Here is a 24,919-nt window from a genome sequence, read left to right as displayed (position 1 = left end):
GGTCCTACTGCGGCGACACAGCGGGCCAGAGATCCTCTGCCGGCGGAGTCCAGGTTGCAGGGTCCGCAGCCACCTGCTCCCCCGACCGGATGTCCTTGACCTCGTGAGAGCCGTCCTCGGAGGTGAACCACACAAACGGGATGCCGCGGCGGTCAGCGAATTTGATCTGCTTGCCGAACTTCTCCGCAGAAGCGGCAACCTCGACGGGAACACCCCGGCTGCGCAGCCCGGCGGCGACGTCCTGCGCCGAAGACCACGAATCGTCGTTCGCGAGGGTCACCAGCACCGCCGTCGGGACCTGCCGGGAAGCTGCGGCGAAGCCCTGGCTCAGGATCCGCGTCACAATGCGGGTGACGCCGATGGAAAGGCCGACACCCGGGAAGGTCCGGTTGCCCTTGCTGGCCAGGGCATCGTAGCGGCCGCCCGAACAGATCGAGCCAAGCGACTCATGCCCCACCAGGACCGTCTCATAGACCGTCCCCGTGTAGTAATCGAGCCCCCGGGCGATACTGAGGTCCGCGAGCACCCTGCCCGGCGCCCGCTTCGATGCCTCGGCGATGACCTGTTCGAGCTCCGCCAGACCCTCGTCCAGAAGCGGGTCAGCGACGCCCAGCCCACGGACCAGCCCGACGAAGGAGGTGTCCTCAGTGCGGATCGAGGCGAGCTTCAGCGCCGCCTCTGCCTGCGCATCAGTAGCCCCGGTTTCCTCCCTGAGCAGCTGGGCGACCTTCTCCGGTCCGATCTTTTCCAGTTTGTCGATGCTTCGCAGAACGCCGGCCGTGTCGGTCAAGCCGATTCCCCGATAGAAGCCTTCGGCAAGCTTGCGGTTGTTGATGCGCAGTTGGAAGTCCGGGATGGGCAGCCCGCCGAGAGCCTCGATGACCACCAGTGCCAGTTCGACGTCGTAGCGGAAAGGCAGCGAACCATCGCCCACAACGTCAATGTCGGCCTGGGTGAACTCGCGGGCCCGCCCCTCCTGCGGACGTTCGCCGCGCCAGGCCTTCTGGATCTGGTAGCGGCGGAACGGAAATGCGAGGTGGCCGGCGTTTTCCACCACGTAGCGCGCGAAGGGCACGGTCAGATCGAAGTGCAGTGCCAGCGCGTCTTCACCGTTCGAGCGGGCGGATTCCTCTTCCTGGAGCCGCGAGACCGCGTAGACCTCTTTGTCGATCTCACCCTTGCGGAGCAGTTGGCCCACCGTCTCGACCGCGCGCGTCTCCACGCTCGAGAACCCGTGCAGTTCGAAAGTCCGCCGCAGGGTGTCCAGGACATGAAGTTCCACAAGGCGCTCCTGCGGGAGCCACTCAGGAAATCCGGACAACGACGACTTTCGTGCCATGTATACAACTCCTAGCGAACGACGCCGGCAAGCATCCGGTTCGGGACGGGAGCCAACGGAAATGGAAGCAGCACAGATCCGACTATGCCTACACTGTGTGCGGCAATCATTTTATGGGCTCGGGGCGGTGCCGTGCTAACCGACGCGGGCGCCGCGCCACCCACCGGCTGAACTTGGGAGGGATCGTGGCCGCCGACAGCCGAGGGCGCGACATGCGCCGCCACATCGCGCAGATCGAAGCGAAGCGCGAACTGAAACGGGCACAGATAGTACGCCGACGAAGGGACAGCCTGTTCGCCGGTGTCGCGGCCGCAGTGGTGCTGGCTCTGGCAATTTCGCTGCAGCTTTTCTGGTTCAGCTCCAACCCGACTGCTGCACAGATGGACGTGCTCGAGGATGCACCCGGCGTTCGTCAGACCGACCCCGTGGAGCCAAGCGCCAACGCCGCTGACATTCCCGATCCTGCCACGGTCGAGGGCGAGGTCTTCACCGGGACCCTCGCCACCAGCGCCGTCGACATCGGCGTGGAACTGGACGCGAACCTCGCACCGCAGGCCGTAGCCGTCTTCAAGTCCCTGGCGGAGGAGAACTTCTTCGCCGGCAAGAGTTGCCATCGACTGACAACAGCGGAGACCATGGGCGTGCTGCAGTGCGGCTCCCCGAACGGTGACGGCGCGTCCGATCCCAACTACCAGTGGGGCCCGGTGGAGAACACTCCGGAAGACGGCACGTACCCGGCCGGCAGCATTGCCGTCGCCCGAGGCCAAAGCACAGACAGTCACGGGACACAGTTCTTCATTGTGCATAAGGACTCCCAGATCCCGCAGGACACCGGGGGCTACACCATCATGGGCAGGGTGACCTCGGGCCTCGAGGTGGTTCAGGAGATCGCGGAGGCCGGAGTTGAGGGCGGCGGCGAGGACGGTCCACCAGCAACCCCTGTGACGATAGACTCATTAACCCTGCGGTAATTCCACAGGACACGGCCTTACAGGCCATCCATCGAGCGAAAGACTTCTAGCGGTGACAAACAGTCAGAAATCCGACGAAACGCCCGTAACCGACGCCGCTGTTGCAGAGGCCGGGAACCACGAGCCGGCCGAAGCAGGCGAGCAGCACGCTGCCCCCGGGACTGAACAGCCCGAACAGCCGCAGGGTGAGGCAGAGCAGGCGGTAGCGCAGGAACCGGTGGCCGGGTCGCCCGAGCCCGATAGTGCGGACTCCCAGGCGGATCCGGCTGAGGCCGCGGTGACTGAACCCGAAGCAGCAACTCAACCGGCCGCACCGGAAGCTGAGCCCGCGCCGGAAGCTGAGCCCGCACCTGTTGGGGCGGACTCCGAAGCAGTAACGGAGCCTGTTGAATCGGCTGCACCGGAACCCGCCCAGCCCGCGCCTGCAGCGACGCCCGCACCAGGCCCCCGCCCGGGGAAGCCCGGCTCCGCCCGCCCCACCCCGGCCGCCATGGCACCGCGCCCCAGCGGACCCGCAACGCCGGCCGCCGTGGTCGCCCCTCCGGTCCACAGCACCCCGTTGGCTGAGGCTGCGAAGTTTGCGCGGGTTGAGGAAGACGGCCACGTCTTCCTCATTGTCGATGGCGAGGAATTCGCGGTAGGCCAGTATCCCGACGCCACGCGCGAGGAGGCGCTCGGCTACTTCGTGCGTAAGTACGACGACGTCGCCGGGCAGGTCACACTGCTGGAGCAGCGGGTACACGCGAAGGCTCCATCCACGGACATGCAGAAGACCGCTGCACACCTCCGCGAGCAGGTCGCTGAACGAAAGATGGTGGGTGACGTCCGGGCACTCGAGGCCCGGTTGGACACCCTCGCCACGCTCATCACCGAACTGGAAGCCGCTGAAAAGGCCGAACAGGACGCGGCGCGTGCCCGCGAACTTGAATCGCGCGAGGCAATCGTCGCGGAGGCTGAGGAAATCTCCGGACGCGATCCGTCCACCGTGCAGTGGAAAGCCAGCAGCACGCGCATGAACGAGTTGTTTGAGCAGTGGAAGTCGGCGCAGAAATCCGGCATGCGGCTCGGACGAGGCACCGAGGACGCGCTGTGGAAGCGTTTCCGATCCGCACGAACCGTGTTTGACCGGCACCGTCGCGCCTACTTCTCCCAGCTCGACAGCGACAATGCGGAGGCGAAGCGCGCCAAGGAAGCTCTGATCCGGCGGGCCGAGGAGCTGTCCACGTCAACGGACTGGGGACACACCGCCGCGGAGTACCGCCGCCTGATGGATGAGTGGAAGGCCTCCAAGCGGGCAAGCCGGAAGGACGACGACGCCCTCTGGGCGCGGTTCCGGGCTGCACAGGACAAATTCTTCTCCGCGCGGAAGAACGCGAACGAAGCCATCGACGAGGAGTACGGTGCCAACCTGGTGGTCAAGGAGCAGCTCCTGGTGGAAGCACGCCAACTGCTCCCCGTGAAGAACGCCACCGCGGCGCGCAAGGCCCTGCAGTCCATCCGCGACCGCTGGGAGGAAGCGGGGAAAGTGCCGCGCGGGGATATGGGCCGGGTAGAAGCGAAACTGCGTGAAGTCGAGGAAGCCGTCAAAGCCGCCGAAGACGAACACTGGCAGCGCACCAACCCCGAGACGAAGGCACGCACCAACAGCGCACTCTCCCAGTTGGAGAACACTATCGCTTCCCTGGAAGAGGATCTGGCTGCAGCAGAGAAGGAAGGCGACGCACGGCGTATCGCCGCTGCACGCGAAGCACTCGATGCCCGCAAACAGTGGCTGGACATGCTCCAGAAATCGGCCCAGGATTTCGCCTAGCCCATTTGCGCACCAGCGGTGAAGTCCCGGTTGCACTGTTATCCACAACGGCGCAACCGGGACTTTCCCTTTTCCCGGCTGTTGGGGAAGCTTGATGCATGTCACTCACGCAAGGTCAGCCCCTGCCGGTCCGGTACCCCCCGCGCCGCAACCTTGCCGTGAACTCCACCGGCGGGGTGCTCTTCCACGGCGGGACCCTCTTCAGCGAAGTGGAACTGCAGGCCATGCAGCTGGACGGCCTGATGGTCCACGTTTGTGGAAACTCCTACGTGCGCACCGATCAGCCCGCCACACCTGCGATCAGGGCGCAGTCCGCCATCAACGTTGTCCCCCGAGCCTTGCAGCACCGGGTAGCGCTGGCCCGCCAAAGCGCAGCGTGGGTTTACGGATGCGCCCCAGCACCGGCCATTGTCAGCCTGGTTACTGACCACCGCCGGCGGACTACAGCTTTACCGCCGTTCAGCGACGCCGTGATGCATCAGGTCACGCTCGGGCCGTGCGACCTGCACGCGATTGGCGGAGTGGATGTCACCTCTCCCCTGCGGACTGCACTGGATACAGCCATTCATGGACAGGACGACTGGGCAGTGGAGGCCCTCCGACGAATCTCTTCGATGCCCGAGTTACGGTGTCCGCTCGAATTGGTGATTCTCTCGCTGGAGAGCTCAGCCAGGGTACCCGGGAAGGCGCGTGCGCTCTCCCGCCTCAGGGAAGCGTTGCGGTGCTAGCTCAGAGCCGGCGCTGCGCACCTGTGGTCCGGTAGACGTCAAAGACACCGTCGATGCGACGTACCGCGCTCAGGATGTGGCTGAGGTATTTCGGATCGCCCATTTCAAACGCGAACCGCGACAATGCCACACGATCGGTTGAGGTATTCACGCTCGCGGCGAGGATGTTGACATGGTTCTCGGAAAGAACGCGGGTGACGTCGGAGAGCAGGCTCTTCCGGTCCAGCGCTTCCACCTGGATCTCCACCAGGAATACACTCGACTGCGTCGGCGCCCACTCAACGTCGACGATCCGGTCCGGCTGGTCGCGCAGTTCCTCCACGTTCCGGCAGTCGGTACGGTGCACCGAAACACCTGAGCCGCGCGTTACGAATCCAACGATGGGGTCCGGCGGCACCGGTGTGCAGCAGCGGGCGAGCTTGACCCAGACATCGCCCACCCCACGCACCGTGACCCCGGAATCGGAAAACTTGGGCCGCCGGGGCTGCGTCGATACAGCGGTTTCAGCAATATCCTCTTCGGCACCCGCATGGCCGCCCATGAGGGCCACTAGATGCTCGATGACGTTCTGGGCGGAGGAGTGGCCATCTCCAACCGCTGCATAAAGAGCGGAGATGTCAGCGTGCCGGAGTTCCTCAGCGACAGCCAGCAGGGCGTCGTGAGTCATCATGCGCTGAAGGGGCAGGTTCTGCTTGCGCATGGCGCGCGTCAGCTGGTCCTTGCCCTTCTCAATGGCTTCTTCCCGACGCTCCTTCGTGAACCACTGCCGGATCTTGTTACGGGCGCGCGGACTCTTGACGAATCCCTGCCAGTCCTGGCTGGGTCCCGCTCCCTCAGCCTTGGAGGTAAAGATTTCCACCCAGTCGCCGTGATTCAGCTCGCTGTTCAGCGGCACCAGCTTGCCGTTGACACGGGCTCCGATGGTCCTATGACCCACTTCGGTGTGTACGGCGTAGGCGAAGTCCACCGGAGTGGATCCGGCAGGCAGGGCCATGACCTCACCCTTCGGGGTGAAGACGAAGACCTCCCGCGCGTTGATCTCGAACCGGAGCGAATCAAGGAATTCATCCGGGTCAGAAGTTTCCTGCTGCCAGTCGACGAGGCTGCGGAGCCAACCCATGTCGCTGTTGTCCGGAGCTTCGCTGCTGCGCGCCCCGCCGGAATTCTTGTACTTCCAGTGTGCTGCGACACCGTACTCCGCACGTCGGTGCATGTCATGGGTACGGATCTGGATCTCGACGGGCCGTCCGCCCGGTCCGATTACCGTGGTGTGCAGAGACTGGTACATGTTGAACTTCGGCATCGCGATGTAATCTTTGAACCGACCCGGAAGCGGGTTCCACCGCGCATGCAGCTGGCCAAGAGTCGCGTAACAGTCGCGAACGCTATCAACCAGGACCCGCACGCCCATGAGGTCATGGATGTCGTCGAAGTCTTTCCCCCGGACAATCATCTTCTGGTAGATGGAGTAGTAGTGCTTGGGCCTGCCGGTGATCATTGCCTTGATCTTCACTGAGCGCAGATCTTCGCCGATCTGATCGCGAACAAGGTTGAGGTGTTTCTCCCGCTCCGGTGTGCGGTCCCCCACCATTCGCACGATCTCTTCATAGACCTTTGGGTGAAGCGCCGCGAATGAAAGATCCTCAAGTTCCCACTTGATGGTGTTCATACCAAGCCGATGCGCCAGCGGTGCGAAGATCTCAAGGGTTTCGCGCGCCTTCCGCGCGGATGACTCCGGGGAGACGAACCGCCATGTGCGGGCGTTGTGCAGGCGGTCGGCGAGCTTGATGACCAACACCCGGATGTCCTTGGCCATCGCAACGACCATCTTCCGGACCGTCTCGGCCTGTGCGGCGTCGCCGAATGAAACCTTGTCCAGTTTGGTCACACCGTCAACGAGCATCGCCACTTCCTGGCCGAAGTCGCGGCGGATGTCATCGAGGGTACAGCTGGTGTCCTCCACGGTGTCATGCAGCAGCGCCGCAGCAAGCGTAGTGCCCGTCATGCCGAGCTCGGCGAGGATGGTCGCGACCGCTACCGGGTGGGTGATGTAGGGGTCCCCGCTTTTGCGCTTCTGCCCCTCATGGCTGCGCTCGGCTACCTCATAGGCACGCTTGATGAACTCAAGGTCTTCCTTGGGGTTGCTGGCCCGCACCGTACGCAGTAGAGGTTCAAGGACGGGCGAGTAATCGGTACTCCCCCGGCCTGCCAGACGAGCCAAACGGGCACGCGTGCGCTCTCGGCGTCCCGGAGTACTTGCCTGATCGCCGTCCTGTACGGGCTGAGTGGACGCGGGCGGGGCCGTAGTGGCCGCGGCCGGCCGAGCTGTTTCCGCGCGCGAGTCCACGCCCGGACCGGCGGTGGATCCGGTACCGGACGGGCGTCCGGGACCCCTGGCTTCAGCCACCCATAACCCCTCTTCGTCTATGCCCTGACAGTTCCAGCTAGAACCGGCGATGCTTCAACATCCCATATTCCTGCTTGACTATCCAAGTTTATCCACCCACCGCACCACCGGTGCCCACTTTCACCGTCCGCGCACAGTCCTTCGAAGTCGACCCGGGCGCCGAACGCTTCGGATACGACGTTGCCCGGCACTTTGGTGAAGTACCGGGCAACATGGTTGAGGGGTAAGCCGCGCACCTTGTCAGGCTGGGACTGCGCTCTCTTCGCCCTTCGCCTCAAGGGAACGGCGGTGCAGCACCTTCTTCTCCTGCTTGCGGATCTCGGGCTCGTTCATCCGCAGCATCGCGTACATGGGAGCTGCCACGAAGACCGTAGTCAGCGTTCCGATGATGATTCCGACAAACAGTGCGAGGGACAGGTCCCTGAGCGTGCCCGCTCCGAGCAGCATGGCGCCGATAAACAGGATGGCAGCAACCGGAAGGACCGCCACCACTGAGGTATTGATGGATCGGACCAGTGTCTGGTTCACCGCAAGGTTTACCTGCTCACCGAAGGTCCGCTTGACGGACACGTCCTGATCCGCCGTGTTCTCCCGAATCTTGTCAAAGACCACCACTGTGTCATACAGGGAGTAACTCAAGATTGTGAGGAACCCGATGATCGCAGAGGGCGTCACCTCGAAATCGCTCAGGGCATAGATCCCCGCGCTGGTGACCATGACTACGAAGAGAGCGGCCATCGCCGCTACGGACATCTTCCAGGTCCGGAAGTAGATCGCCATCAGGGCCGCCGCCAGCACTACGAATACGATCAGGCCGATGATTGCCTGGCGGCTCACATCCTCGCCCCAGGTGGGCCCAACGAAGTTGGATGTGACATCTTCGCCGGTCACACCATAGGCGCCGATGAGCGCGTCCCTGACCTCCAGGGTCTGGTCATCGCTCAGGCGCTCGGTCTGGATGCGCATTGTTTCCGGAGCGATATTCGTGACTCGCGGAATGGCCTCCGGCACGACGCCGGTCACCGCTTCTTCGCCGGCAGCGACGTTGGTGTCCTGCACATTTGAGACCGTGAATTCCGATCCGCCGCGGAAGTCGATTCCGAGATTGAACCCACCCTTGATGACGGGAATCAACAGGGAAATCAGCACCGCAGCGCCGGCGATGATGAACCACAGCTTGCGCTTGCCGACGAAGGGATAGGATCGCTTACCGGAGTAGAGTTCGTTGCCGAACTCCGCAAAACTGAACCGGCTCATCGGTTGTCCCCTTCCTGGGATCCGCGCCCTCGGGCGGCGACAGCCTCGTGGTCGTTCGTTGTTTCGGGTTGCTGTGCATCTTTGTCCCGTCCGGCAGCCTTCTGTTGCTCGGCGAGCCGGCGTTCAGCGATAGTCGTGCGGCGTTCCGCCTCACCGGCGGCCGCCTTGTTGCGTCCGCGGAGCTCGACTGCAGGCTTCTCGACCGGCTTGTGGCGTACCCGTCCAGCACCGCGGTACAGCGGCAGTACGCCAAGCCGTGATGGGTCAAGACCGGACCAGCGGTGTCCTTCACCGAAGAAACGGGTCATCGCCAGCAACCGCATCATCGGGTGCGTGAAGAGGAAAACGACGATGAGGTCCGCGATAGCTGTCAGGCCCAGGGTGAAGGCGAAGCCGCGCACGTTTCCAACTGCCACGAAGTACAGGACGACGGCAGCGAGAAGGTTCATCGCCTTGGATGCAAGGACCGTCCTCTTGGCGCGCCGCCACCCGTTCTCCACGGCGGACACCAGCCCGCGTCCGTCGCGGAGTTCGTCCCTGATTCGTTCGAAGTAAACGATGAAGGAATCCGCCGTCTGGCCGATCGCCACAATCAGGCCCGCCACACCTGCGAGGGATAGACGATAGTTCTCGGTCCAACCGAGGATGCAGATGGCCAGGTAGGTAAGACCGCCCGCCACGACGAGCGAGGCGATCGTGACCAGCCCGAGCATCCGGTATTGGAACAACGAGTAAACGGCGACCAGCACCAACCCGATGATGCCCGCGATCATTCCGAGGCGAAGCTGGTCGGCACCAAGCGTGGCCGAGATCTGCTGCTCGCTCTGGATCTCGAAGCTAATGGGCAGCGCGCCGTACTTCAACTGCTCGGCGAGAGCCGCAGCGGACTCCTCGGTGAAACTGCCGCTGATCTGCGGGCGGCCGTCCGGGATGACCGCGTTGGTGGTCGGCGCCGAGACGATGACGCCGTCGAGCACGATTGCGAACTGGTTCCTAGGGTCGCCCTGGCCGATCGCGAATAGCCGCTCGGTTACAGCACGGAACTTTTCCGTTCCCTCATCATTGAAGTCGATGTTCACAACCCACTGGTTGAGGGACTGACCTCCTTGTCCGGTGGCGATCCCAAAGTCCGCAGATTCGATATCGGTCCCTTTGACCTCAACCGGACCAAGGATGTACTTGCCCATGGTGTTGGGTTCACACGCGACCATCGGCTGGTCCGCCGGTGCTGGCTCCACCGCCGGCTCCAGCGCCTCCGGACTGGTGCAATCGGTCGATTCGAACTCCTGCATGAGCTCCGGGGTGATCCAGTTGGGATCGCTTGCGCCGGTGGGTTCGGCCGACGGTGTGGGCAGCTGGTCCTCCGGAGTCGGTGTTTCTGCCGCCGGGGCCTGGCCCGCTCCGCCGAACAACACCGGCCGGAACTCCATCTGGGCGGAGGCCTGGATGAGCTCCCTGGTTTCCGGATCAGGGATGCCCGGAAGCGCAACAATGACGTTCTGGCCGGATTGGGTGCTGATTTCCGCTTCAGCTACGCCACTGCCGTCCACGCGCTGCCGAATGATCTCGACCGCCTGGTCAAGCTGCTCTGGGGTGATTTCCTCGCTGCCGCCCTGTACCTGGGGCGCAAGGATCATCTGCGTGCCGCCTTCGAGGTCGAGGGCGAGCTTGGGGGTCCAGCTGGCGTTACTCCACAGCGAGCCGCCGCCAAGCAACAGCGCAAGGAGTGCAAAGACTACGCCGAGCCAAACGAGTGTTCGTTTGGCCGCCGAGCCCGGTCCGGATGGTGCCATGGTGGGTGAATCCTTCGTGTTGGAAACGTGAGACTTCGAATACCGCCGCAGCAGCTGCGACGGGCGTCGGCTATTACTGCTCTTTGTCGTTCCGATCGCGGGCGTTCTCGCGGTTCAGCCGCTCAGCGGTTTCCTCGGGTGTCTCGGGTTTGACCGAGCGATCCGTGTCGTTGGGTGAATCGGTGAGCGAGGAGGCGTCGTCGGGCACTGTCTCCGTGTGCTCCGCTTCGGCTACAGGCTCAGGTGTGACCACTTTGCTGAGCGTCTGGGAGTGCACCGTAGCCGTCACACCCGGAGAAATCTCGATGAGCGCTTTGTTGTTGTCCTCATCCAACGAGACGATGGTTCCGAATAGGCCGAAGTTGGTCATGACGTCCGTACCCGGGATCATCTGCGTGCGCTGCTCGGCAACCTGCTTCTTCATCTTCCGCTGCTTCCGGAACATGGTGAAGATCAGGAAGGCGAGGGCCAGGGGAAGAAGCAGGGTGAAGATATCGAATCCGCCACCGGTCTGTTCGGTGGACTGGGCAACTACATTTGCGAGCACAGAAAAGTTCCGTTCCTATATTTGGTCAGCGCAGTCAGGCCGCAGCGGGTGCGATTCCGACGCCGATTTCCGCGGCCCTGTGCGGCCGGTCCGGATGGTGATTCCACAACGATGGCCGCACGGTGTGCCGCACGTCATATCAGTGTAAGCCGTATAGCCCAGAACATGCGCACCCGCCCTCGTGCAGCACTTTCGGCCAATGCTTTACCCGGGCGTTGCTTCTATCCGGCACTGTTGTCGAGGTAATTGCCGGATGCGGTGTCGCTGACCTCCTGGTACACCGAGAAAAGGTCCTCCGGCATGGCCGCCGCCACTGTCGCCGGCATAGCCAGGCCGAGGTGTTCCCAGGCCGCTGCAGTGGCGATCCGTCCGCGTGGCGTACGCCCGAGCATTCCCTCGCGCACGAGGTACGGCTCGGCGACCGTCTCCACCGTTTCAGGTTCCTCCCCCACCGCAATGGCAAGGGTGGACAGGCCCACCGGCCCCCCGTTGAACTTGGTGACCAACGCGGTCAGCACCGAGCGGTCGAGACGATCAAGGCCCTTTGCATCAACCTCGTACATATCCAGGGCCGCTGAAGCGCAACGGGCGTCGACGACATCAACCGCGTGAACCAGCGCCCAGTCACGAACACGGCGCAGCAACCGGTTAGCGATGCGCGGCGTGCCCCGCGAGCGACCGGCAATCTCCGCGAACGCCGCCGAGTTGACGCGCATGTCCATCATCATCGCCGAACGTCGCAGAACAAGCTCAAGTTCCTGGGTGGAGTAGAACTCCAGGTGCCCCGTGAATCCGAAGCGGTCGCGCAATGGTCCCGGCAGGAGGCCAGCACGGGTAGTGGCGCCAACCAGTGTGAACGGCGGCAGTTCCAACGGGATGGCTGTTGCGCCCGGGCCTTTACCGACGATGATGTCCACCCGGAAATCCTCCATTGCCATGTAGAGCATTTCCTCGGCGGGACGGGACATCCGGTGGATCTCGTCAAGGAACAGCACCTCGCCGTCGGTCAGCGACGAGAGGATCGCCGCAAGGTCTCCGGCGTGCTGGATGGCCGGGCCGGAACTGATGCGCAGCGGTGCGTTCATCTCCGCCGCGATGATCATTGCCAGCGTAGTCTTGCCAAGTCCGGGTGGCCCTGAAAGGAGCACGTGGTCGGCACTCCGGCCGCGCAGTCTGGATGCTTCCAGTACCAGGGAAAGCTGACGCCGGACCCGGGCCTGGCCCACAAAGTCATCGAGGTTCTTCGGGCGCAGTGCCGCTTCGACAGCCCGATCCTCCGGATCTACTGCTGCAGAAACGAGCGGCTGCTCGTTGCGGTCTTCGGTGTTCTCTGCCATGGGAACTCCTACGACCGCACGGACGCGCGCGCGCCGTCCTGACCGAGCCGCCGCAGAGTGAGTTTCAGGATGGATCCCACGTTGCCGCCGGCGGCAACCTCCGGCGAATCCTGGACGGCCGCGTCAATGGCGGCTCCGGCGTCTTTCTCGGACCAGCCAAGGCCCATCATCGCCGCGAGCACCTGCCCCTGCCAGGGATTCGACGTCGTAGCGGCTGGACCTGATTCCAGCGGCACAAGTTTGTCCGCCAGTTCCAGCACGATACGCCGCGCTCCCTTCGGTCCGATCCCCGGTACCTTGCTGAACGCCTTATCATCGCCCGAGGACGCAGCAACACGGATGGCCTCCGGAGTGTGTACGGCGAGTACTGCCAGGGCCAGCCGCGGACCCACGCCGCTGACACCAAGCAGGGTTTCGAATACTTCGCGCTCCTCCGGCTCCGAGAATCCGAACAATGTCATGGAATCCTCGCGGACGATCAGCGCGGTAAAGACCCTGGCCTGATTACCGACACGCAGGTTGGCGAGCGTTTGAGGCGTTGCCTGGACCAGCATTCCAAACCCGCTTACATCCAGGACTGCGGAATGCAGGCCGACATGGCTGACGGTTCCGGTCAGAGAGCTAATCATGCGCTGCGGCTCCAAGCTGGTCGAAGGGGAATATCACCGAACATATCTACGAATCAGCGTACGGCCCGCCCTGGACATTCCTGCAACCGCCACACCGAAGGAGCGCTACCTCACCGCCGTCGTCGTGCCTTTGCTTCCGCTTCAGCCCACAGACGCTGGGCCGCCGTCAGCCCCGTGCTTCCCGACTGCAACTGTGCCGGCGACGACGCCCCCGTGCGCCACGCGTGGGTGATGGCGAGCGCCAGCGCGTCTGCGGCGTCGGCCGGTGTCGGTGCCGTGGAGAGCCGCAGGATCTTCGTCACCATCTTGGTAACGGCCGTTTTGTCCGACTGGCCGTTACCTGTGACCGCTGCCTTGACCTCGGTCGGCGTGTGAAGAGCCACCGGAATGCCGCGCCGCGCCGCCGCGACGATCACCACTCCCGAGGCCTGCGCCGTACCCATGACCGTGCTGACATTGAGCTGGCTGAAGACGCGTTCGACGGCGAGGACCGCCGGTGCGTGGGCGTCCAGCCAAATATCCACCGACTCCGCGATCTTCAGCAACCGTTTGTCGAGGCTCTGATCTGCCGGCGTGCCCACCACCCCGACGGCGACGAGCGTGGCGCGGCGGTTCGGCTCAACGTCGACGACGGCGAGTCCACAGCGCGTCAGTCCGGGATCCACTCCCATCACGCGCACGGTCATCCCGGGGTGCTCCCTGTCATGCGGCGGTGCCTGCGGTGGAAGGACTAATCGTCGCTGTCCAGTTCGGCAAGGACGTCCTCATTGAGGTCAGCGTTGGAGTACACGTTCTGCACATCGTCGAGCTCTTCGAGGGCGTCGACCAGTTTGAGGAATTTGCGCGCGGCGTCGGCATCCAGTTCCACCTGCATCGAGGGAACGAACTCAACCTCATCGGTTTCATACTCGATGCCGGCCTCTTCCAGTCCCGCAACGACGGCGCGCAGATCCGACGGCTCCGAGTGCACGTCGAAGGAATCACCGGATTCCATGACTTCTTCGGCGCCGGCGTCGAGGACCGCCATCAGGACGTCCTCCTCGCTCAGCTCCTTCCGGGGAAGGGTGACAACGCCCTTGCGGGAGAACAGGTACGCCACAGACCCGGGGTCGGCGATGGTGCCGCCGTTGCGCGTAATCGCAACGCGGACTTCCGAGGCAGCGCGGTTCTTGTTGTCGGTCAGGCACTCGATCAGCAGGGCTGAACCCTGCGGGCCGCGTGCTTCGTAAATGATTTCCGAGTAGTCAATCACCTCGCCGGTGAGGCCCGCGCCACGCTTGATTGCGCGGTCGATGTTGTCATTGGGCACCGATGTCTTCTTGGCCTTTTGCACGGCGAGTTCCAGCGCCGGGTTGCCGGCCATGTCCGCACCGCCGGCGCGCGCGGCAACCTCGATGTTCTTGATCAGCTTCGCGAAGGACTTGGCGCGTTTGGCATCGATCACGGCCTTCTTGTGTTTAGTGGTAGCCCATTTAGAGTGCCCCGACATGCTCTGCCCTTCTCTTCGCGATCATGGATAGAAATAGCTCATGGATCCGGTGCTCACCGGTGACCTCCGGATGGAAGCTCGTTGCGAGCAGGTTTCCAGAGCGAACTGCAACAATTCTAGCTACCGCCCTTGCCCCGGCCTGTTCAGCGCCGTGTTCGGCAGGCGGAGTATCCGGCGCGTCGACCTGCGCGAGGGTCTGAACGGACTCCCCCACTTTCTCCACCCAGGGGGCGCGGATGAACACCGCCCGGACCGGCCCTCCGTTCCCCGGGAGCTGGGCGAAGTCGAGGTCCGTTTCGAAGGATTCGCGCTGCCGGCCGAACGCGTTCCGGCGCACCACGATGTCCAGTCCGCCGAGTGTCTGCTGCGGGTTTCCGCGCAGGTCGCGTGCTGCGTCCGCAATGGTATCCGCCAACATGATCATGCCCGCGCAGGATCCGTAGACGGGGAACCCTCCGCGGATCATCTCCTGCAGGGGTTCGGCGAGTTCGAAAGCGCGGGTCAGTTTGTCCATGGTGGTGGATTCACCGCCCGGGATGATGAGCCCGTCGAGGTCCGCCAGCTCACCGGGCCGACGCACTGCCGCTGCACTCCCGCCGAGCTTTTCGACCACACGGATGTGTTCACGGACGTCGCCCTGCACGGCCAGGACGCCGACGCGCACGGGCGAGCCGGGCAGTGGGTTGGTGGAAGTCACCGCTCCATTCTAGGTTGGGACACCTCTCCTGCGCCGAATCGACGTCATGAACCACCATGCCAACGACGACGGCGGCATCCCTCAGGCGCCATGCCCGGGCAGGTTCCAAACCGCGATAAGTTAGGACCTATGTCTGGCCTGTCTAGCTTGAGCGTCCCCCTGGGAAAAGCGGTTCGCGCCGCTTCCCGGCTGCGGGGCGGTGGCTCCGCGTTTCCCGGCCTCGTTGTTGAGCGGATCGACCCCGGGTTCATGGCCAGGGCGCTACGGAACCTGCCAAGGGGTGTTGTCGTCGTCAGCGGCACCAACGGGAAAACCACCACCACCAAGATGGTGGTCGAGCTGCTGCAGGGCCAGGGTCTGAAGGTCTTCACCAACCGGACCGGCAGCAACTTCACACGGGGTGTGGCTGCGGCCCTCCTCGGCGAGGTGGACTGGCGCGGTCGCCTCGACGCCGACGTCGCGGTGCTCGAACTGGATGAAGCCCACGCAGTGCACTTCGTCAACCTCGTTCCGCCCACGCACTGCCTGCTGCTGAACGTGCTGCGCGACCAGCTGGACCGCTTCGGCGAGATCGACAAAACCACGCGGCTACTGGAGCAGATAGCACGCAAGACAACGGGCACCGTGGTCCTGAACCGGGAGGACCCGCGGGTCGCATCGATCGCCTCGGCCATCCCCCGGACAGCGATCACCTACTTCGGCCTGGACGAGTCTCTCCGGGGAACCTTCCCCAGCGACGACGAACTGCGCGGCGCCACCGGTACGGCCCCCGCCTCGGACCTGCCCGCCGACGTCGTGCTGGAGACGGTGGACGGGAACACTGCCTCATTCACGATGGACGGTGAAACCAGCACGGTGAACCTCAGCCTGCGCGGGGTCTACAACATCTTCAATGCCGCCGCTGCGCTCGCAATGGCCCGGGTGATCATGGGCGGTGATGTCAGGCGCGCACCGCTGCTGGCATCCCTTGCCGCTGTGGAGCCGGCATTCGGGCGCGGCGAATCGCTCGTGGTGGACGGGCAGCCGCTGGAACTGGTTCTGGTGAAGAACCCGAGCGGATTCCGGCTTGGCCTAAAATCCTTCGACGCAGCCGGTTACGCCACCATGATCGCGATCAATGACAATTACGCTGACGGCCGTGACATGTCCTGGCTGTGGGACGTGGACTTCGACAGCCTGAAAGACGGCGGCGTGGACATGGTCAGCGGTGTGCGCGCCTACGACATGGCGCTCCGGCTGAAGTACGACGACGTCCCCGCCCGGGCGGTCGATACCGACACCGGGCCGGCACTGCGAACATTCATCCGCAGCGCCCAGGGGCGTCCGAAGCGGATCTTCTGCACCTACACCGCGATGCTCGCCATCCGGCGGGACCTTTCCAGAATCACCGACGTGAAAGTGGTGTCATGACTCCCGGCAACACTTCGAATGAACAGCTCCCAAGCAAGGGAACTGTGCGCATCCTGCAGCTCTATCCGCGGGACATGAACATCTACGGCGACTGGGGCAACGTCCTGGTGCTCAAACAGCGTCTCGCCTGGCACGGCTATGACGCCATGCTCCTCGAACACAACGCCGGTGATACCTTCCCGGACGAGGTGGACCTCCTGATCGGCGGCGGCGGTCAGGACAGCGGGCAAGTGGTCATCCAGCAGGACCTGCAGTCCAACGCCGCACACTTGCGCGCCCTCGCTGAGGACGGAACCCCGATGCTTGCGATCTGCGGGCTGTACCAGTTGTTCGGCAGGTTCTTCAAGACACACGACGGCACACTGATTCCCGGCATCGGCATCCTGGACATCGAAACGCACGGCGGCGATGAACGCCTGATCGGCAACGTGGTGGCCCGCAGCGAGGAATTCGGCGACGTTCACGGCTATGAGAACCACAGTGGCCAGACGTTCCTCGGTCCGGGCGTGAGGCCGCTGGCAACAGTGACCAAGGGTGAGGGTAACAACTCCACCGACAACCACGAGGGCGCGCGCCACCTCAATATCGTGGCGAGCTACCTGCACGGTTCCCTGCTACCGAAGAACCCCGCTGTCGCAGACTTCCTGATCGAACAGGCAGTAACGCGCAAATACGGATCCTTCGAACCCGGCGAGGTTGACGACAGCCTGGCCGAACTCGCACGGCAGCATGCGGGCACACGCCCGCGCTGAGCGTCTTCTCCACCGGTCAGTCCTCCTCGGACACCGACCACTGGTGCGCGCCGTCCTCGGACGCGCCATACGTTTCAACCGTCGCCAGGGTGCGTGCCTTGACGGCCTCCTCGTGCTCCACCGTTGAGCAGGAGCCCGGCTCCTGGTCGGGGGCGAGCGAGCACCAGCGGTAGGGATCCCGGACGATCACCGAAGGCACCCACGCGAGGTCGCTGACTGTCCACTCGCCATCCTCCTCCGCAAACTGCGCGCGCACGGTAAGGCCCTCGTTGTTGACGTCGTACACAGGAGAGAGTTCCGTGACCCCGTTCCCGAGTCCATAGACGATCCAGGTGTCGTTGTAGTACTCGATCGGCAGCACGGAGTGGGTGTGGTGCCCGTAGATGAAATCAACTGCCCCGCTGTCCGCGAGCGCGTGAGCCAAGTCAATTTGCTGCTGGTTGGGCAGCGACGCGTACTCATCCCCGGCGTGAATTGCCGCGATAACGACGTCGGCGCCCTCCTGTCGAGCGCGTTCCGCCTTGGCGATCATCGTCGGGGCGTCCAGCATGTCCACCTGCCAGTCAAACTCCGGGATGAGCCCGTTCAGTCCATAGGTCGCTTCGATGACCGCCACCTTCGCTGCGGGAGCATCAAGGATCATCAGCTCCTGCGCGTCCTGCTCAGTACGGTAGGAACCCGTGTGCTCAAGGCCCAGGCGGTCGAGCGTGTCGAGTGTTCGCACGAGCCCCTCGGTTCCGGCGTCGATCGTGTGGTTGCTGGCAGTGGTGCAGGCCTGGTAGCCAGCTGCCGTGGCCGCATCCAGGATCTGGGGCGGCACGTTGAACTGGGGGTAGCCGCTGAACGGCCCATCCGGGGTGGCAACAGGGGTTTCCATGTGGCACACCGCGAGGTCGCTGTTCTCGATATAGGGACGCTGGCCCGCCAGCAGGGGCTCGAAGTCGAGGGTTCCGTTTCCGGTTCTCTGGGCGTCGACCGCCGCCTGGTCCCAGAGCTGGGGATGAACCAGAAGGTCACCGGAGGCCATGAGCGTGAAACACCGGTCAGTGGGACAGTCGGGGCCTTTGCCCGGGGTCGGTTCGGGGGTTGGCTCGGCAGACGGCTCGGGTTCGGTGCTGGCGGAAGGCTGCGGCGCCGTCGTCGTCGTCGTTTGCTGTGTTCCCTCGGTGGTGCGCCCCTCGCCCACCCCCATGCAACCCGAGCATGCCAGCGCCACTACGATTCCCAACCCCGACATCCCTGCGGTTCGCCAGCGAACAGCCACTACGTCCTCCTCGATCGTGAACTTCCATGATAGGTCGGGGGTACTCGAAGAAGCGGTATTCGCTGGAGAGGTGACGCCCGTTGTGCAAAGGTTGGTTCTCATGAGCAACCCTTTTTCGACCACGAGTACACTGCCGTACCAGCTGCCGCCTTTCGCACAGATCCGCGAGGAACATTTCCTGCCCGCCTTCGAGGCCGGATTCAGCGAGCATCTCGCTGAATTGGATTCAATTGCCGGCAACACCGAGCCTCCGACGTTCGAAAACACGATCGTCGCCCTTGAGCGCGCCGGGCAGGCGCTTCGCAGGGTGGCGCTGGTGTTCTACAACAACTCCTCGTCCCACTCGACGGAGGGCATTCAGGCGATCGAGCAGGAGATCGCGCCGAAAATGGCTGCCCACGAAGACAACATCTACCTCAACGGATCGCTGTTCGAACGGGTCAACGCAGTGCCGGTGGAAGGCCTTGACGCAGAATCGGCCCGGTTGGTCCAGGAGTACCGGCAGCACTTCGTCCGTGCCGGTGCACAGCTCGAGCCTGCGGCCCAGCAACGCCTGCGGGAGCTGAACGGTGAACTCTCGCGCCTGAGCACTGACTTCTCGCAGCGCCTCCTCAGGGAGATGAACGATTCCGCTGTGCTGGTCACGGATCCCGCTGAGCTGGACGGGCTAACCGATGACGACCTGGAAGCGGCGGGCAATGCCGCAAAGGCTGCCGGACACCCCGACGGGTATCTGCTGACCCTGATCCTTCCCACCGCCCAGCCGGCGCTGGAGACAATTACCAATCGCGAGACCCGTCAGCGTCTGTACGAAGCATCGGTCAACAGGGGATTCCGGGACAACGACAACAACACCACCGGGGTAGCCGCCCGCATGGCCGCACTGCGGGCCGAACGCGCGGCACTGCTCGGCTTCGAGAACCACGCCGCGCTGGCAACGGATGATCAGACGGCGCCGTCGCTGGATGCCATTCACCAGATGCTCGACCGGCTCGCGAAGCCGGCCGTACTGAATGCCCGCGCCGAGGCGCAGGAACTCGAGGCGGCGGCCGGTCACCCGATCGAAGCGTGGGACTGGGCGTTCTACTCGGAGAAGGTCCGAACCGAACGGTTCGATGTTGACCTCGCTGCCCTCCGCCCCTACTTCGAATTGGAGCGCGTACTCAAGGACGGTGTCTTCTTCGCAGCCAACAAACTGTACGGACTCACCTTCCATGAGCGGGATGATCTTCAGGGTTACCACCCGGATGTGAGGGTCTGGGAGGTTCGTGAGGAAGACGGCACCGAGCTTGGTTTGTTCCTGGGCGACTACTACACCCGTGACACCAAGAACGGCGGCGCCTGGATGAACTCCTTCGTGGAGCAGGCCCGGCTCACCGGAACGCGCGCCGTCGTCGTGAACAACCTGAACGTGTCCAAGCCGCCGGCAGGGGAACCGACGCTCCTGACCTACGACCAGATGCGCACCACCTTCCACGAGTTCGGCCACGCCCTGCACGGCCTGTTCTCAGACGTCACCTACCCGTTGTTCTCGGGGACATCGGTGCCGCGTGACTTCGTCGAATATCCCTCGCAGGTCAACGAGATGTGGATCCTGTGGCCGGAGGTGGTGAACAACTACGCGCGCCACTACCGGACCGGAGAACCGCTCCCTGCGGAAACAATCGACAAGCTTCTGGCCGCCCAGCAGTGGGGCGAGGGGTTCGCAACCACTGAGTACCTTGGGGCAGCGCTGCTCGACCTCGCCTGGCACGAACTGACGCCGGGGGCCACGGTGGAGGATCCGCTCGCCTTCGAGCAGCAGGCGTTGCGGGAGGCTGGTGTGGACTACACGCCAGTGCCGCCGCGCTACCGTACCGGATACTTCAAGCACATCTTCGGCGGCGGATACTCGGCCGCGTACTACGCCTACATCTGGAGTGAAGTGCTGGACGCGGACACCGTCGAGTGGTTCAAGGAAGCCGGCGGCCTGACCCGGGCAAACGGAGAACACTTCCGCAAGGAGCTGCTCTCACGCGGATACAGTGTTGATCCGCTCGAAGCGTTCAGGACCTTCCGCGGACGCGCTGCGAGCATTGAGCCCCTTCTTGAGCGCAGGGGCCTGGCCGAACAGGCATGACGACGATCGCCGGTTGCCAACGTCTCCAGCGGTCCTGGTACGCCGCGCTGGCACAGGCAACCGGCGGCCGCACGTTCTCCACCCACGAGTGCGACTGGATCTGGCTGCCTGCGCGCTCAGAACTCATGCTGATGTTCCCCGCAAGAATCTCCACGGCGGGGTTGAGGCCGGGCCTGGCCGAGGGGGTCCGCCTGGGCGCGCGGACAGTCGGCGTCTGGCTGAACGGCGCTGTGCGTGCAACCGGTCTGGCGGAGTTCGGATTCACACCCGGGTGGCAGCCCTGGTGGATGAGCGCGCCAGCCGACGCGCTCTCCACATTCCGCACGGACGGCGTGGAGCTTACGTCGGAAGTACCTGAGTACTCCGGTGTTCTCGCCGCCGAACTGGCGGTGGTCAGCGCTGCACCGGCGCGGGCATGGCACGCGCTTGCCCGCGTGGATGGTGCGGCCGCCGGTGCTGCTTATTCCTTCTTCGACCGTTCCGCGGGCGGCTCCAGCACTCTGGGAGGTATCTTCAACATGGAGGTGCTTCCCCAGCACCGCCGTCGCGGACTCGGGACAGCGCTGCTGGCCGCTGCCGGGGGTCAGGCTGCAGCGGCTGGCGCGAAGGAGTTGGCGCTCAATGCGACCCCGGCGGGATATGAGCTGTACTCCCGGCGGGGTTTTGACCTGATTGGGCGCGGGCAGACGTGGTGGCTGCACCTCGACCGGTGAGAGCGTTCTGCCCTTAGTGCTTTCAGGGTTGCTCCAGCAACCATTCCCGGGCGCCCTGCTCAGCGGCGCCCATTGACTCCACAGTCACCCTGGTCCGCTCCCTGCTGGCGGCGTCTTCAGCGGCGCTCACGCAGGCGGTACCCTCTGCCGCCATCTTCTCGAGCTGATCGGCGGCGACCGGGCACCAGCGGTGTTCGGGACCGTTCCAGGTGGCTGGGAGCCAGCGAAGTTCCTCAACGTGCCACACGCCGTCGTCGTTTTGTTGGAAGTCTGCCCGGGCCAGGATGCCCTCGGTGTTCCGGATGTCCGGGGTCACGTGGGCGGCGAGGGTATTGCCCAGTCCGTAGACGATCCAGACGCCGTTGTACTTCTCGATCGGCAGCACGGAGTGGCTGTGATGACCGTAGATGAGGTCGAACTCGCCGCTGTCCGCCAGTGCGTGCGCAACCTGTTGCTGCTGTGCGTTGGCGTAGTCGGCGTACTCATCACCCGCGTGGACTGCGGCGAGGACAAGGTCGGCGCCCGCGGCACGCGCCTGACGCGCCTTCTCAATCATGGCCGCCGGATCCAGCAGGTCCACCTGCCAGGGGAACTCGGGAACGAGTCCGTTGAGTGCGTAGGTTCCGATGATGACGGCGATGCGCGCATCCCCCGCATCCACGATCAACGGTGCGACGGCGTCGGGGCTGCGGTATGAGCCGGTGTGCTCCAGGCCTGCGCTGTCCAGTGTGTCCAGCGTGCGGTCGACTCCTGCGGTCCCGGCATCGATTGTGTGGTTGCTCGCCGTGGTGCACGCGTCATAGCCCACCTCAACGACGGCATCCGCGATCTGCGGCGGCACATTGAAGGCCGGAAAACCCGAGAAGGGTCCGTCCGGCGCAGCGAGCGGAGTTTCCTGGTGGCAGATGGCCAGACTCGCCGGCCCCACGTACTCCTCCTGGGCAGCAAGGAGTGCTCCGAAATCGAGGGTGCCTCCGCCGTCTGCGCGTGCCTGCTCCCATAGGGCCTCGTGCAGGAGCAGGTCACCCGAGACGACGACGCTGGTGCACGCAGCCGCCGGGCACGCAGGACCGCTCGGAACAGGGGTTTCGGCCGCTCCCTCGGACTCGGCGGGGATCGACGGCGACGGGTCGGGCGGAGATTGAAGCGTACTCGTGCTGGTTGCCAGCGCGCTTCCGTCGGCACTGCCCGCAGGGTCCTGGTCCGCACCGACGCAGGCCGACAGTGCCAGCAGCACCGCCAGCGCCGCCGCTCCCCCGCGAAATCTTCGCCCATCCACGCTTTCAGGATAGGCCGTTACGTTTCTCCCCCGGGAATTCTCCGTCTGGGAACGGCGAAAGGGGCCGGATTTTCATCCGACCCCTTCCGCCCACCGATCGCTATGGGTTACCAGCCGCGCTCAGCGAGGCGGTGCGGCTGCGGAATTTCATCCACGTTGATGCCGACCATCGCTTCGCCAAGGCCGCGGGAAACCTTGGCCACCATGTCGGGATCATCGTGGAAAGTGGTTGCCTTTACGATGGCAGCGGCACGCTCCGCCGGGTTCCCCGCCTTGAAGATGCCGGAGCCCACAAAGACGCCGTCAGCACCAAGCTGCATCATCATCGCAGCGTCAGCCGGGGTAGCGATGCCGCCTGCGGTGAAGAGCACCACCGGAAGCTTGCCTGCGGCTGCAACTTCCTTCACCAGCTCGAACGGAGCCTGCAGTTCCTTTGCGGCAACGTACAGCTCATCCTCAGCCATGGAGCTCAGGCGCGAGATTTCCGACCGGATCTTACGCATGTGCATTGTGGCGTTCGAGACGTCGCCGGTTCCCGCCTCACCCTTGGAACGGATCATCGCCGCACCCTCGTTGATGCGCCTCAGCGCTTCACCGAGATTGGTTGCGCCGCACACGAAGGGAACCGTGAACTTCCACTTGTCGATGTGGTTCGTGTAGTCGGCCGGGGTCAGCACCTCGGACTCGTCGATGTAGTCCACGCCAAGGGCCTGCAGCACCTGCGCCTCGACGAAGTGGCCGATCCGGGCCTTGGCCATCACCGGGATGGAAACGGCTTCGATGATGCCGTCGATCATGTCGGGATCGGACATCCGGGAGACGCCGCCCTGCGCGCGGATGTCCGCGGGCACCCGCTCAAGCGCCATGACAGCCACGGCACCGGCATCCTCAGCGATGCGTGCCTGCTCCGGGGTGACAACATCCATGATGACGCCGCCCTTGAGCATTTCCGCCATCCCGCGCTTGACCCGGCTGCTGCCGGTCACTGGCGCGGTGGTCGAAGCTTCTTCAACAGTGGACACAGTTTGGCCCCTCGGGGTAGAGAAAAGATGACATTCCATGATACGTCCGTGCGGGACTGATAAGCGCCAGTCAGCAAGTGCGCGTAACGGCGATCCGGTTGTGCACCCGGACAGCAGACCGACAGGCGGATTTCGGTCAGGCTGTCGCCTGCAGCCTGACCGCCCGGATGCGCTGAATGATGGTGATGACGCTGGCCAGCGCGAGCAGGATCAGGACGGCGAGCAGCACCACCTCCGGCAGCCCGAGTCCCGTCAGGCCCGTCACGACAAGTACCGAGACGAGACGCTCAGCGCGTTCAGCGATTCCCACGTTCGCTGTATAGCCGAGTGACTCCGCCTTGGCTCGAGCATAGGACACGATCATCCCGAGTACGAGGCAGGCCAGGGCGGCCAACGCTACGGCGCTGTTGCTCCCACCCAGGAAGAACCAGATCGCGACGCCGGCGAACAGGGCGCCGTCCGCGATCCGGTCCAGAGTGGAATCCAGGAAGCTGCCCCACGATCCGCTGCGGCCCTGCGTGCGGGCCATGATGCCGTCCACAATGTCGGAGAACACGAACAGCGTGATGAACACGGTGCCCCAGAACAGCTGCCCAAGCGGATAGAACACCAGGGCTCCGCCGGCTACCCCGAGTGTCCCTACGACGGTGACGGCGTCGGGCGTTACCTTCCACTTCAACAGCAGTGTGGCCAACGGCGTGAAGAGCGCAGTGAAGAACGTGCGTGTGTACTTATTCAGCATGGGCTGCCCCCGGCGCCTTGGAGCAGGCAGCACTGGCCTCATCCCATGCAGCGGCAAGCTGCCCGCGCACTTCGTCAAGGGTCTGCGTGATCGCCTTCGTCTGCGCGATGATCGGAAAGAAGTTACCGTCGCCGCTCCAGCGCGGAACCACATGCTGGTGCAGGTGGGCTGCGATACCCGCGCCGCCAGTGACGCCCTGATTCATCCCGAGATTGAAACCAGTGGGGCGCGCGACGCTCCTCAGCGCGTGCATTGCCGTCTGGGTAAGCTCCGCGACCTCGACCGTTTCCTGGCTCGTGATGTCCGTGTAGTCCGGAACGTGGCGGTACGGACACACCAGCAGGTGACCTGGGTTGTAGGGGAACAGGTTCAGGACCACATACGCCGTCTGCCCACGATGCACGATGAGTGAATCAACATCGGCACGCTCAGGCGCCGCACAGAACGGACAATCCTCCTGCCGGCTGGACTGCCCCTGGCCCCCCTTGATGTACGCCATCCGATGTGGCGTCCAGAGTCGCTGAAAGGAATCCGGCACTCCGGGCAGCTCGAAACCGTCCGTCAGGTTTCCGTCGTCGGCGTCCTGCCCGCCGGCGCCTGCGTCCTCATGCATC

General features: G+C 64.2%; 23 protein-coding genes. 8 read left to right on the top strand and 15 right to left on the bottom strand.

Annotated features, from left to right (window positions below; genetic code table 11):
* Nucleotides 1-4 precede the first annotated feature (4 nt).
* Nucleotides 5-1,339, bottom strand: coding sequence for a histidine--tRNA ligase (gene hisS / locus BJ994_RS06645; protein ID WP_167992720.1), 1,335 nt, complete (start codon nucleotides 1,337-1,339; stop codon nucleotides 5-7).
* Nucleotides 1,340-1,524: 185 nt separating this feature from the next.
* Between hisS and BJ994_RS06640 the strand changes: the two genes are divergently transcribed.
* The 3 genes from BJ994_RS06640 (at nucleotide 1,525) to BJ994_RS06630 (ending at nucleotide 4,848) form a co-directional block, all read left to right on the top strand.
* Nucleotides 1,525-2,310 (top strand): peptidylprolyl isomerase, encoded by a 786-nt coding sequence (locus BJ994_RS06640; RefSeq protein ID WP_342450307.1) that lies wholly within the window; start codon nucleotides 1,525-1,527, stop codon nucleotides 2,308-2,310.
* Nucleotides 2,311-2,527: 217 nt separating this feature from the next.
* Entirely contained in the window at nucleotides 2,528-4,120 is a 1,593-nt protein-coding gene (locus BJ994_RS06635) for a DUF349 domain-containing protein (RefSeq protein ID WP_425339403.1), read from the top strand.
* Nucleotides 4,121-4,218: 98 nt separating this feature from the next.
* Nucleotides 4,219-4,848 (top strand): hypothetical protein, encoded by a 630-nt coding sequence (locus BJ994_RS06630; protein WP_167992719.1) that lies wholly within the window; start codon nucleotides 4,219-4,221, stop codon nucleotides 4,846-4,848.
* A 1-nt stretch (nucleotide 4,849) separates the two neighbouring features.
* Here BJ994_RS06630 and BJ994_RS06625 read toward each other — a convergent pair whose 3' ends face one another.
* On the bottom strand, nucleotides 4,850-7,069 hold the full coding sequence (locus BJ994_RS06625; protein ID WP_209067674.1) for a RelA/SpoT family protein: 2,220 nt from the start codon (nucleotides 7,067-7,069) through the stop codon (nucleotides 4,850-4,852).
* A 260-nt stretch (nucleotides 7,070-7,329) separates the two neighbouring features.
* On the opposite strand from BJ994_RS06625, the gene BJ994_RS06620 reads away from it, so the two are divergent.
* Complete coding sequence (locus BJ994_RS06620) at nucleotides 7,330-7,482, top strand: hypothetical protein (protein ID WP_167992718.1); 153 nt, start codon at nucleotides 7,330-7,332, stop codon at nucleotides 7,480-7,482.
* Between the two features lie 13 nt (nucleotides 7,483-7,495).
* Here the strand turns inward: BJ994_RS06620 and secF are convergent, their stop codons facing one another.
* The 8 genes from secF to pdxT form a co-directional block, all read right to left on the bottom strand.
* Nucleotides 7,496-8,512, bottom strand: a complete 1,017-nt coding sequence (gene secF / locus BJ994_RS06615) for a protein translocase subunit SecF (RefSeq protein WP_167992717.1) — start codon at nucleotides 8,510-8,512, stop codon at nucleotides 7,496-7,498.
* Complete coding sequence (gene secD, locus BJ994_RS06610) at nucleotides 8,509-10,305, bottom strand: protein translocase subunit SecD (protein ID WP_167992716.1); 1,797 nt, start codon at nucleotides 10,303-10,305, stop codon at nucleotides 8,509-8,511. Before secD ends, secF begins: the two co-directional genes overlap by 4 nt.
* 73 nt (nucleotides 10,306-10,378) lie before the next feature.
* On the bottom strand, nucleotides 10,379-10,852 hold the full coding sequence (locus tag BJ994_RS06605) for a preprotein translocase subunit YajC (protein ID WP_167992713.1): 474 nt from the start codon (nucleotides 10,850-10,852) through the stop codon (nucleotides 10,379-10,381).
* A gap of 221 nt (nucleotides 10,853-11,073) precedes the next feature.
* Complete coding sequence (gene ruvB / locus BJ994_RS06600; protein ID WP_167992711.1) at nucleotides 11,074-12,189, bottom strand: Holliday junction branch migration DNA helicase RuvB; 1,116 nt, start codon at nucleotides 12,187-12,189, stop codon at nucleotides 11,074-11,076.
* Between the two features lie 8 nt (nucleotides 12,190-12,197).
* A complete protein-coding gene (gene ruvA, locus BJ994_RS06595; RefSeq protein WP_167992708.1) occupies nucleotides 12,198-12,818 on the bottom strand; it encodes a Holliday junction branch migration protein RuvA in 621 nt (206 codons plus the stop codon).
* A 110-nt stretch (nucleotides 12,819-12,928) separates the two neighbouring features.
* Nucleotides 12,929-13,504: a crossover junction endodeoxyribonuclease RuvC gene (ruvC, locus tag BJ994_RS06590; protein ID WP_167992706.1), complete on the bottom strand. Its 576-nt coding sequence runs from the start codon at nucleotides 13,502-13,504 to the stop codon at nucleotides 12,929-12,931.
* A gap of 44 nt (nucleotides 13,505-13,548) precedes the next feature.
* Nucleotides 13,549-14,307: a YebC/PmpR family DNA-binding transcriptional regulator gene (locus BJ994_RS06585; RefSeq protein WP_167992704.1), complete on the bottom strand. Its 759-nt coding sequence runs from the start codon at nucleotides 14,305-14,307 to the stop codon at nucleotides 13,549-13,551.
* Nucleotides 14,291-15,004 carry a pyridoxal 5'-phosphate synthase glutaminase subunit PdxT gene (gene pdxT / locus BJ994_RS06580; RefSeq protein ID WP_167992701.1) on the bottom strand — a complete coding sequence of 238 codons (714 nt, stop codon included), beginning with the start codon at nucleotides 15,002-15,004 and terminating at the stop codon, nucleotides 14,291-14,293. The genes BJ994_RS06585 and pdxT overlap by 17 nt, the downstream gene beginning before the upstream one ends.
* Nucleotides 15,005-15,142: 138 nt before the next feature.
* On the opposite strand from pdxT, the gene BJ994_RS06575 reads away from it, so the two are divergent.
* Both BJ994_RS06575 and BJ994_RS06570 read left to right on the top strand, forming a co-directional pair.
* The gene (locus tag BJ994_RS06575) at nucleotides 15,143-16,414 is read left to right on the top strand and encodes a Mur ligase family protein (protein WP_209067669.1); all 1,272 of its coding nucleotides are present in this window, start codon (nucleotides 15,143-15,145) and stop codon (nucleotides 16,412-16,414) included.
* Nucleotides 16,411-17,166, top strand: coding sequence for a type 1 glutamine amidotransferase (locus tag BJ994_RS06570; protein WP_167992696.1), 756 nt, complete (start codon nucleotides 16,411-16,413; stop codon nucleotides 17,164-17,166). The genes BJ994_RS06575 and BJ994_RS06570 overlap by 4 nt, the downstream gene beginning before the upstream one ends.
* A gap of 16 nt (nucleotides 17,167-17,182) precedes the next feature.
* Here BJ994_RS06570 and BJ994_RS06565 read toward each other — a convergent pair whose 3' ends face one another.
* Entirely contained in the window at nucleotides 17,183-18,532 is a 1,350-nt protein-coding gene (locus BJ994_RS06565) for a CapA family protein (protein WP_245192263.1), read from the bottom strand.
* On the opposite strand from BJ994_RS06565, the gene BJ994_RS06560 reads away from it, so the two are divergent.
* Both BJ994_RS06560 and BJ994_RS06555 read left to right on the top strand, forming a co-directional pair.
* Nucleotides 18,531-20,549 carry a M3 family metallopeptidase gene (locus tag BJ994_RS06560; protein ID WP_167992694.1) on the top strand — a complete coding sequence of 673 codons (2,019 nt, stop codon included), beginning with the start codon at nucleotides 18,531-18,533 and terminating at the stop codon, nucleotides 20,547-20,549. The genes BJ994_RS06565 and BJ994_RS06560 overlap by 2 nt on opposite strands.
* Nucleotides 20,546-21,262: a GNAT family N-acetyltransferase gene (locus tag BJ994_RS06555; protein WP_167992691.1), complete on the top strand. Its 717-nt coding sequence runs from the start codon at nucleotides 20,546-20,548 to the stop codon at nucleotides 21,260-21,262. The genes BJ994_RS06560 and BJ994_RS06555 overlap by 4 nt, the downstream gene beginning before the upstream one ends.
* A 22-nt stretch (nucleotides 21,263-21,284) precedes the next feature.
* Here BJ994_RS06555 and BJ994_RS06550 read toward each other — a convergent pair whose 3' ends face one another.
* From BJ994_RS06550 to BJ994_RS06535, 4 genes are all read right to left on the bottom strand, one after another.
* Nucleotides 21,285-22,541: a CapA family protein gene (locus BJ994_RS06550; protein WP_342450306.1), complete on the bottom strand. Its 1,257-nt coding sequence runs from the start codon at nucleotides 22,539-22,541 to the stop codon at nucleotides 21,285-21,287.
* Nucleotides 22,542-22,648: 107 nt separating this feature from the next.
* Complete coding sequence (pdxS, locus tag BJ994_RS06545; protein ID WP_167992689.1) at nucleotides 22,649-23,563, bottom strand: pyridoxal 5'-phosphate synthase lyase subunit PdxS; 915 nt, start codon at nucleotides 23,561-23,563, stop codon at nucleotides 22,649-22,651.
* Nucleotides 23,564-23,699: 136 nt separating this feature from the next.
* A complete protein-coding gene (gene pgsA, locus BJ994_RS06540) occupies nucleotides 23,700-24,305 on the bottom strand; it encodes a phosphatidylinositol phosphate synthase (RefSeq protein WP_167992687.1) in 606 nt (201 codons plus the stop codon).
* The gene (locus BJ994_RS06535; RefSeq protein WP_167992686.1) at nucleotides 24,295-24,918 is read right to left on the bottom strand and encodes an HIT family protein; all 624 of its coding nucleotides are present in this window, start codon (nucleotides 24,916-24,918) and stop codon (nucleotides 24,295-24,297) included. Before BJ994_RS06535 ends, pgsA begins: the two co-directional genes overlap by 11 nt.
* Nucleotide 24,919: the final 1 nt, after the last annotated feature.

The organism is Arthrobacter pigmenti, from assembly GCF_011927905.1.
GTDB classification, from domain to species: Bacteria; Actinomycetota; Actinomycetes; order Actinomycetales; family Micrococcaceae; genus Arthrobacter_D; species Arthrobacter_D pigmenti.
This window is presented reverse-complemented; position numbering and strand designations above follow the sequence as displayed.

Coding starts and splice junctions, on each gene's coding strand:
- hisS (WP_167992720.1), bottom strand. CDS start 1,339: ATGGCACGAAAGTCGTCGTTGTCCGGATTTCCTGAGTGGCTCCCGCAG.
- BJ994_RS06630 (WP_167992719.1), top strand. CDS start 4,219: ATGTCACTCACGCAAGGTCAGCCCCTGCCGGTCCGGTACCCCCCGCGC.
- secF (WP_167992717.1), bottom strand. CDS start 8,512: ATGAGCCGGTTCAGTTTTGCGGAGTTCGGCAACGAACTCTACTCCGGT.
- secD (WP_167992716.1), bottom strand. CDS start 10,305: ATGGCACCATCCGGACCGGGCTCGGCGGCCAAACGAACACTCGTTTGG.
- ruvB (WP_167992711.1), bottom strand. CDS start 12,189: ATGGCAGAGAACACCGAAGACCGCAACGAGCAGCCGCTCGTTTCTGCA.
- ruvA (WP_167992708.1), bottom strand. CDS start 12,818: ATGATTAGCTCTCTGACCGGAACCGTCAGCCATGTCGGCCTGCATTCC.
- ruvC (WP_167992706.1), bottom strand. CDS start 13,504: ATGACCGTGCGCGTGATGGGAGTGGATCCCGGACTGACGCGCTGTGGA.
- BJ994_RS06585 (WP_167992704.1), bottom strand. CDS start 14,307: ATGTCGGGGCACTCTAAATGGGCTACCACTAAACACAAGAAGGCCGTG.
- BJ994_RS06570 (WP_167992696.1), top strand. CDS start 16,411: ATGACTCCCGGCAACACTTCGAATGAACAGCTCCCAAGCAAGGGAACT.
- BJ994_RS06560 (WP_167992694.1), top strand. CDS start 18,531: ATGAGCAACCCTTTTTCGACCACGAGTACACTGCCGTACCAGCTGCCG.
- BJ994_RS06565 (WP_245192263.1), bottom strand. CDS start 18,532: ATGAGAACCAACCTTTGCACAACGGGCGTCACCTCTCCAGCGAATACC.
- BJ994_RS06555 (WP_167992691.1), top strand. CDS start 20,546: ATGACGACGATCGCCGGTTGCCAACGTCTCCAGCGGTCCTGGTACGCC.
- pgsA (WP_167992687.1), bottom strand. CDS start 24,305: ATGCTGAATAAGTACACACGCACGTTCTTCACTGCGCTCTTCACGCCG.
- BJ994_RS06535 (WP_167992686.1), bottom strand. CDS start 24,918: ATGCATGAGGACGCAGGCGCCGGCGGGCAGGACGCCGACGACGGAAAC.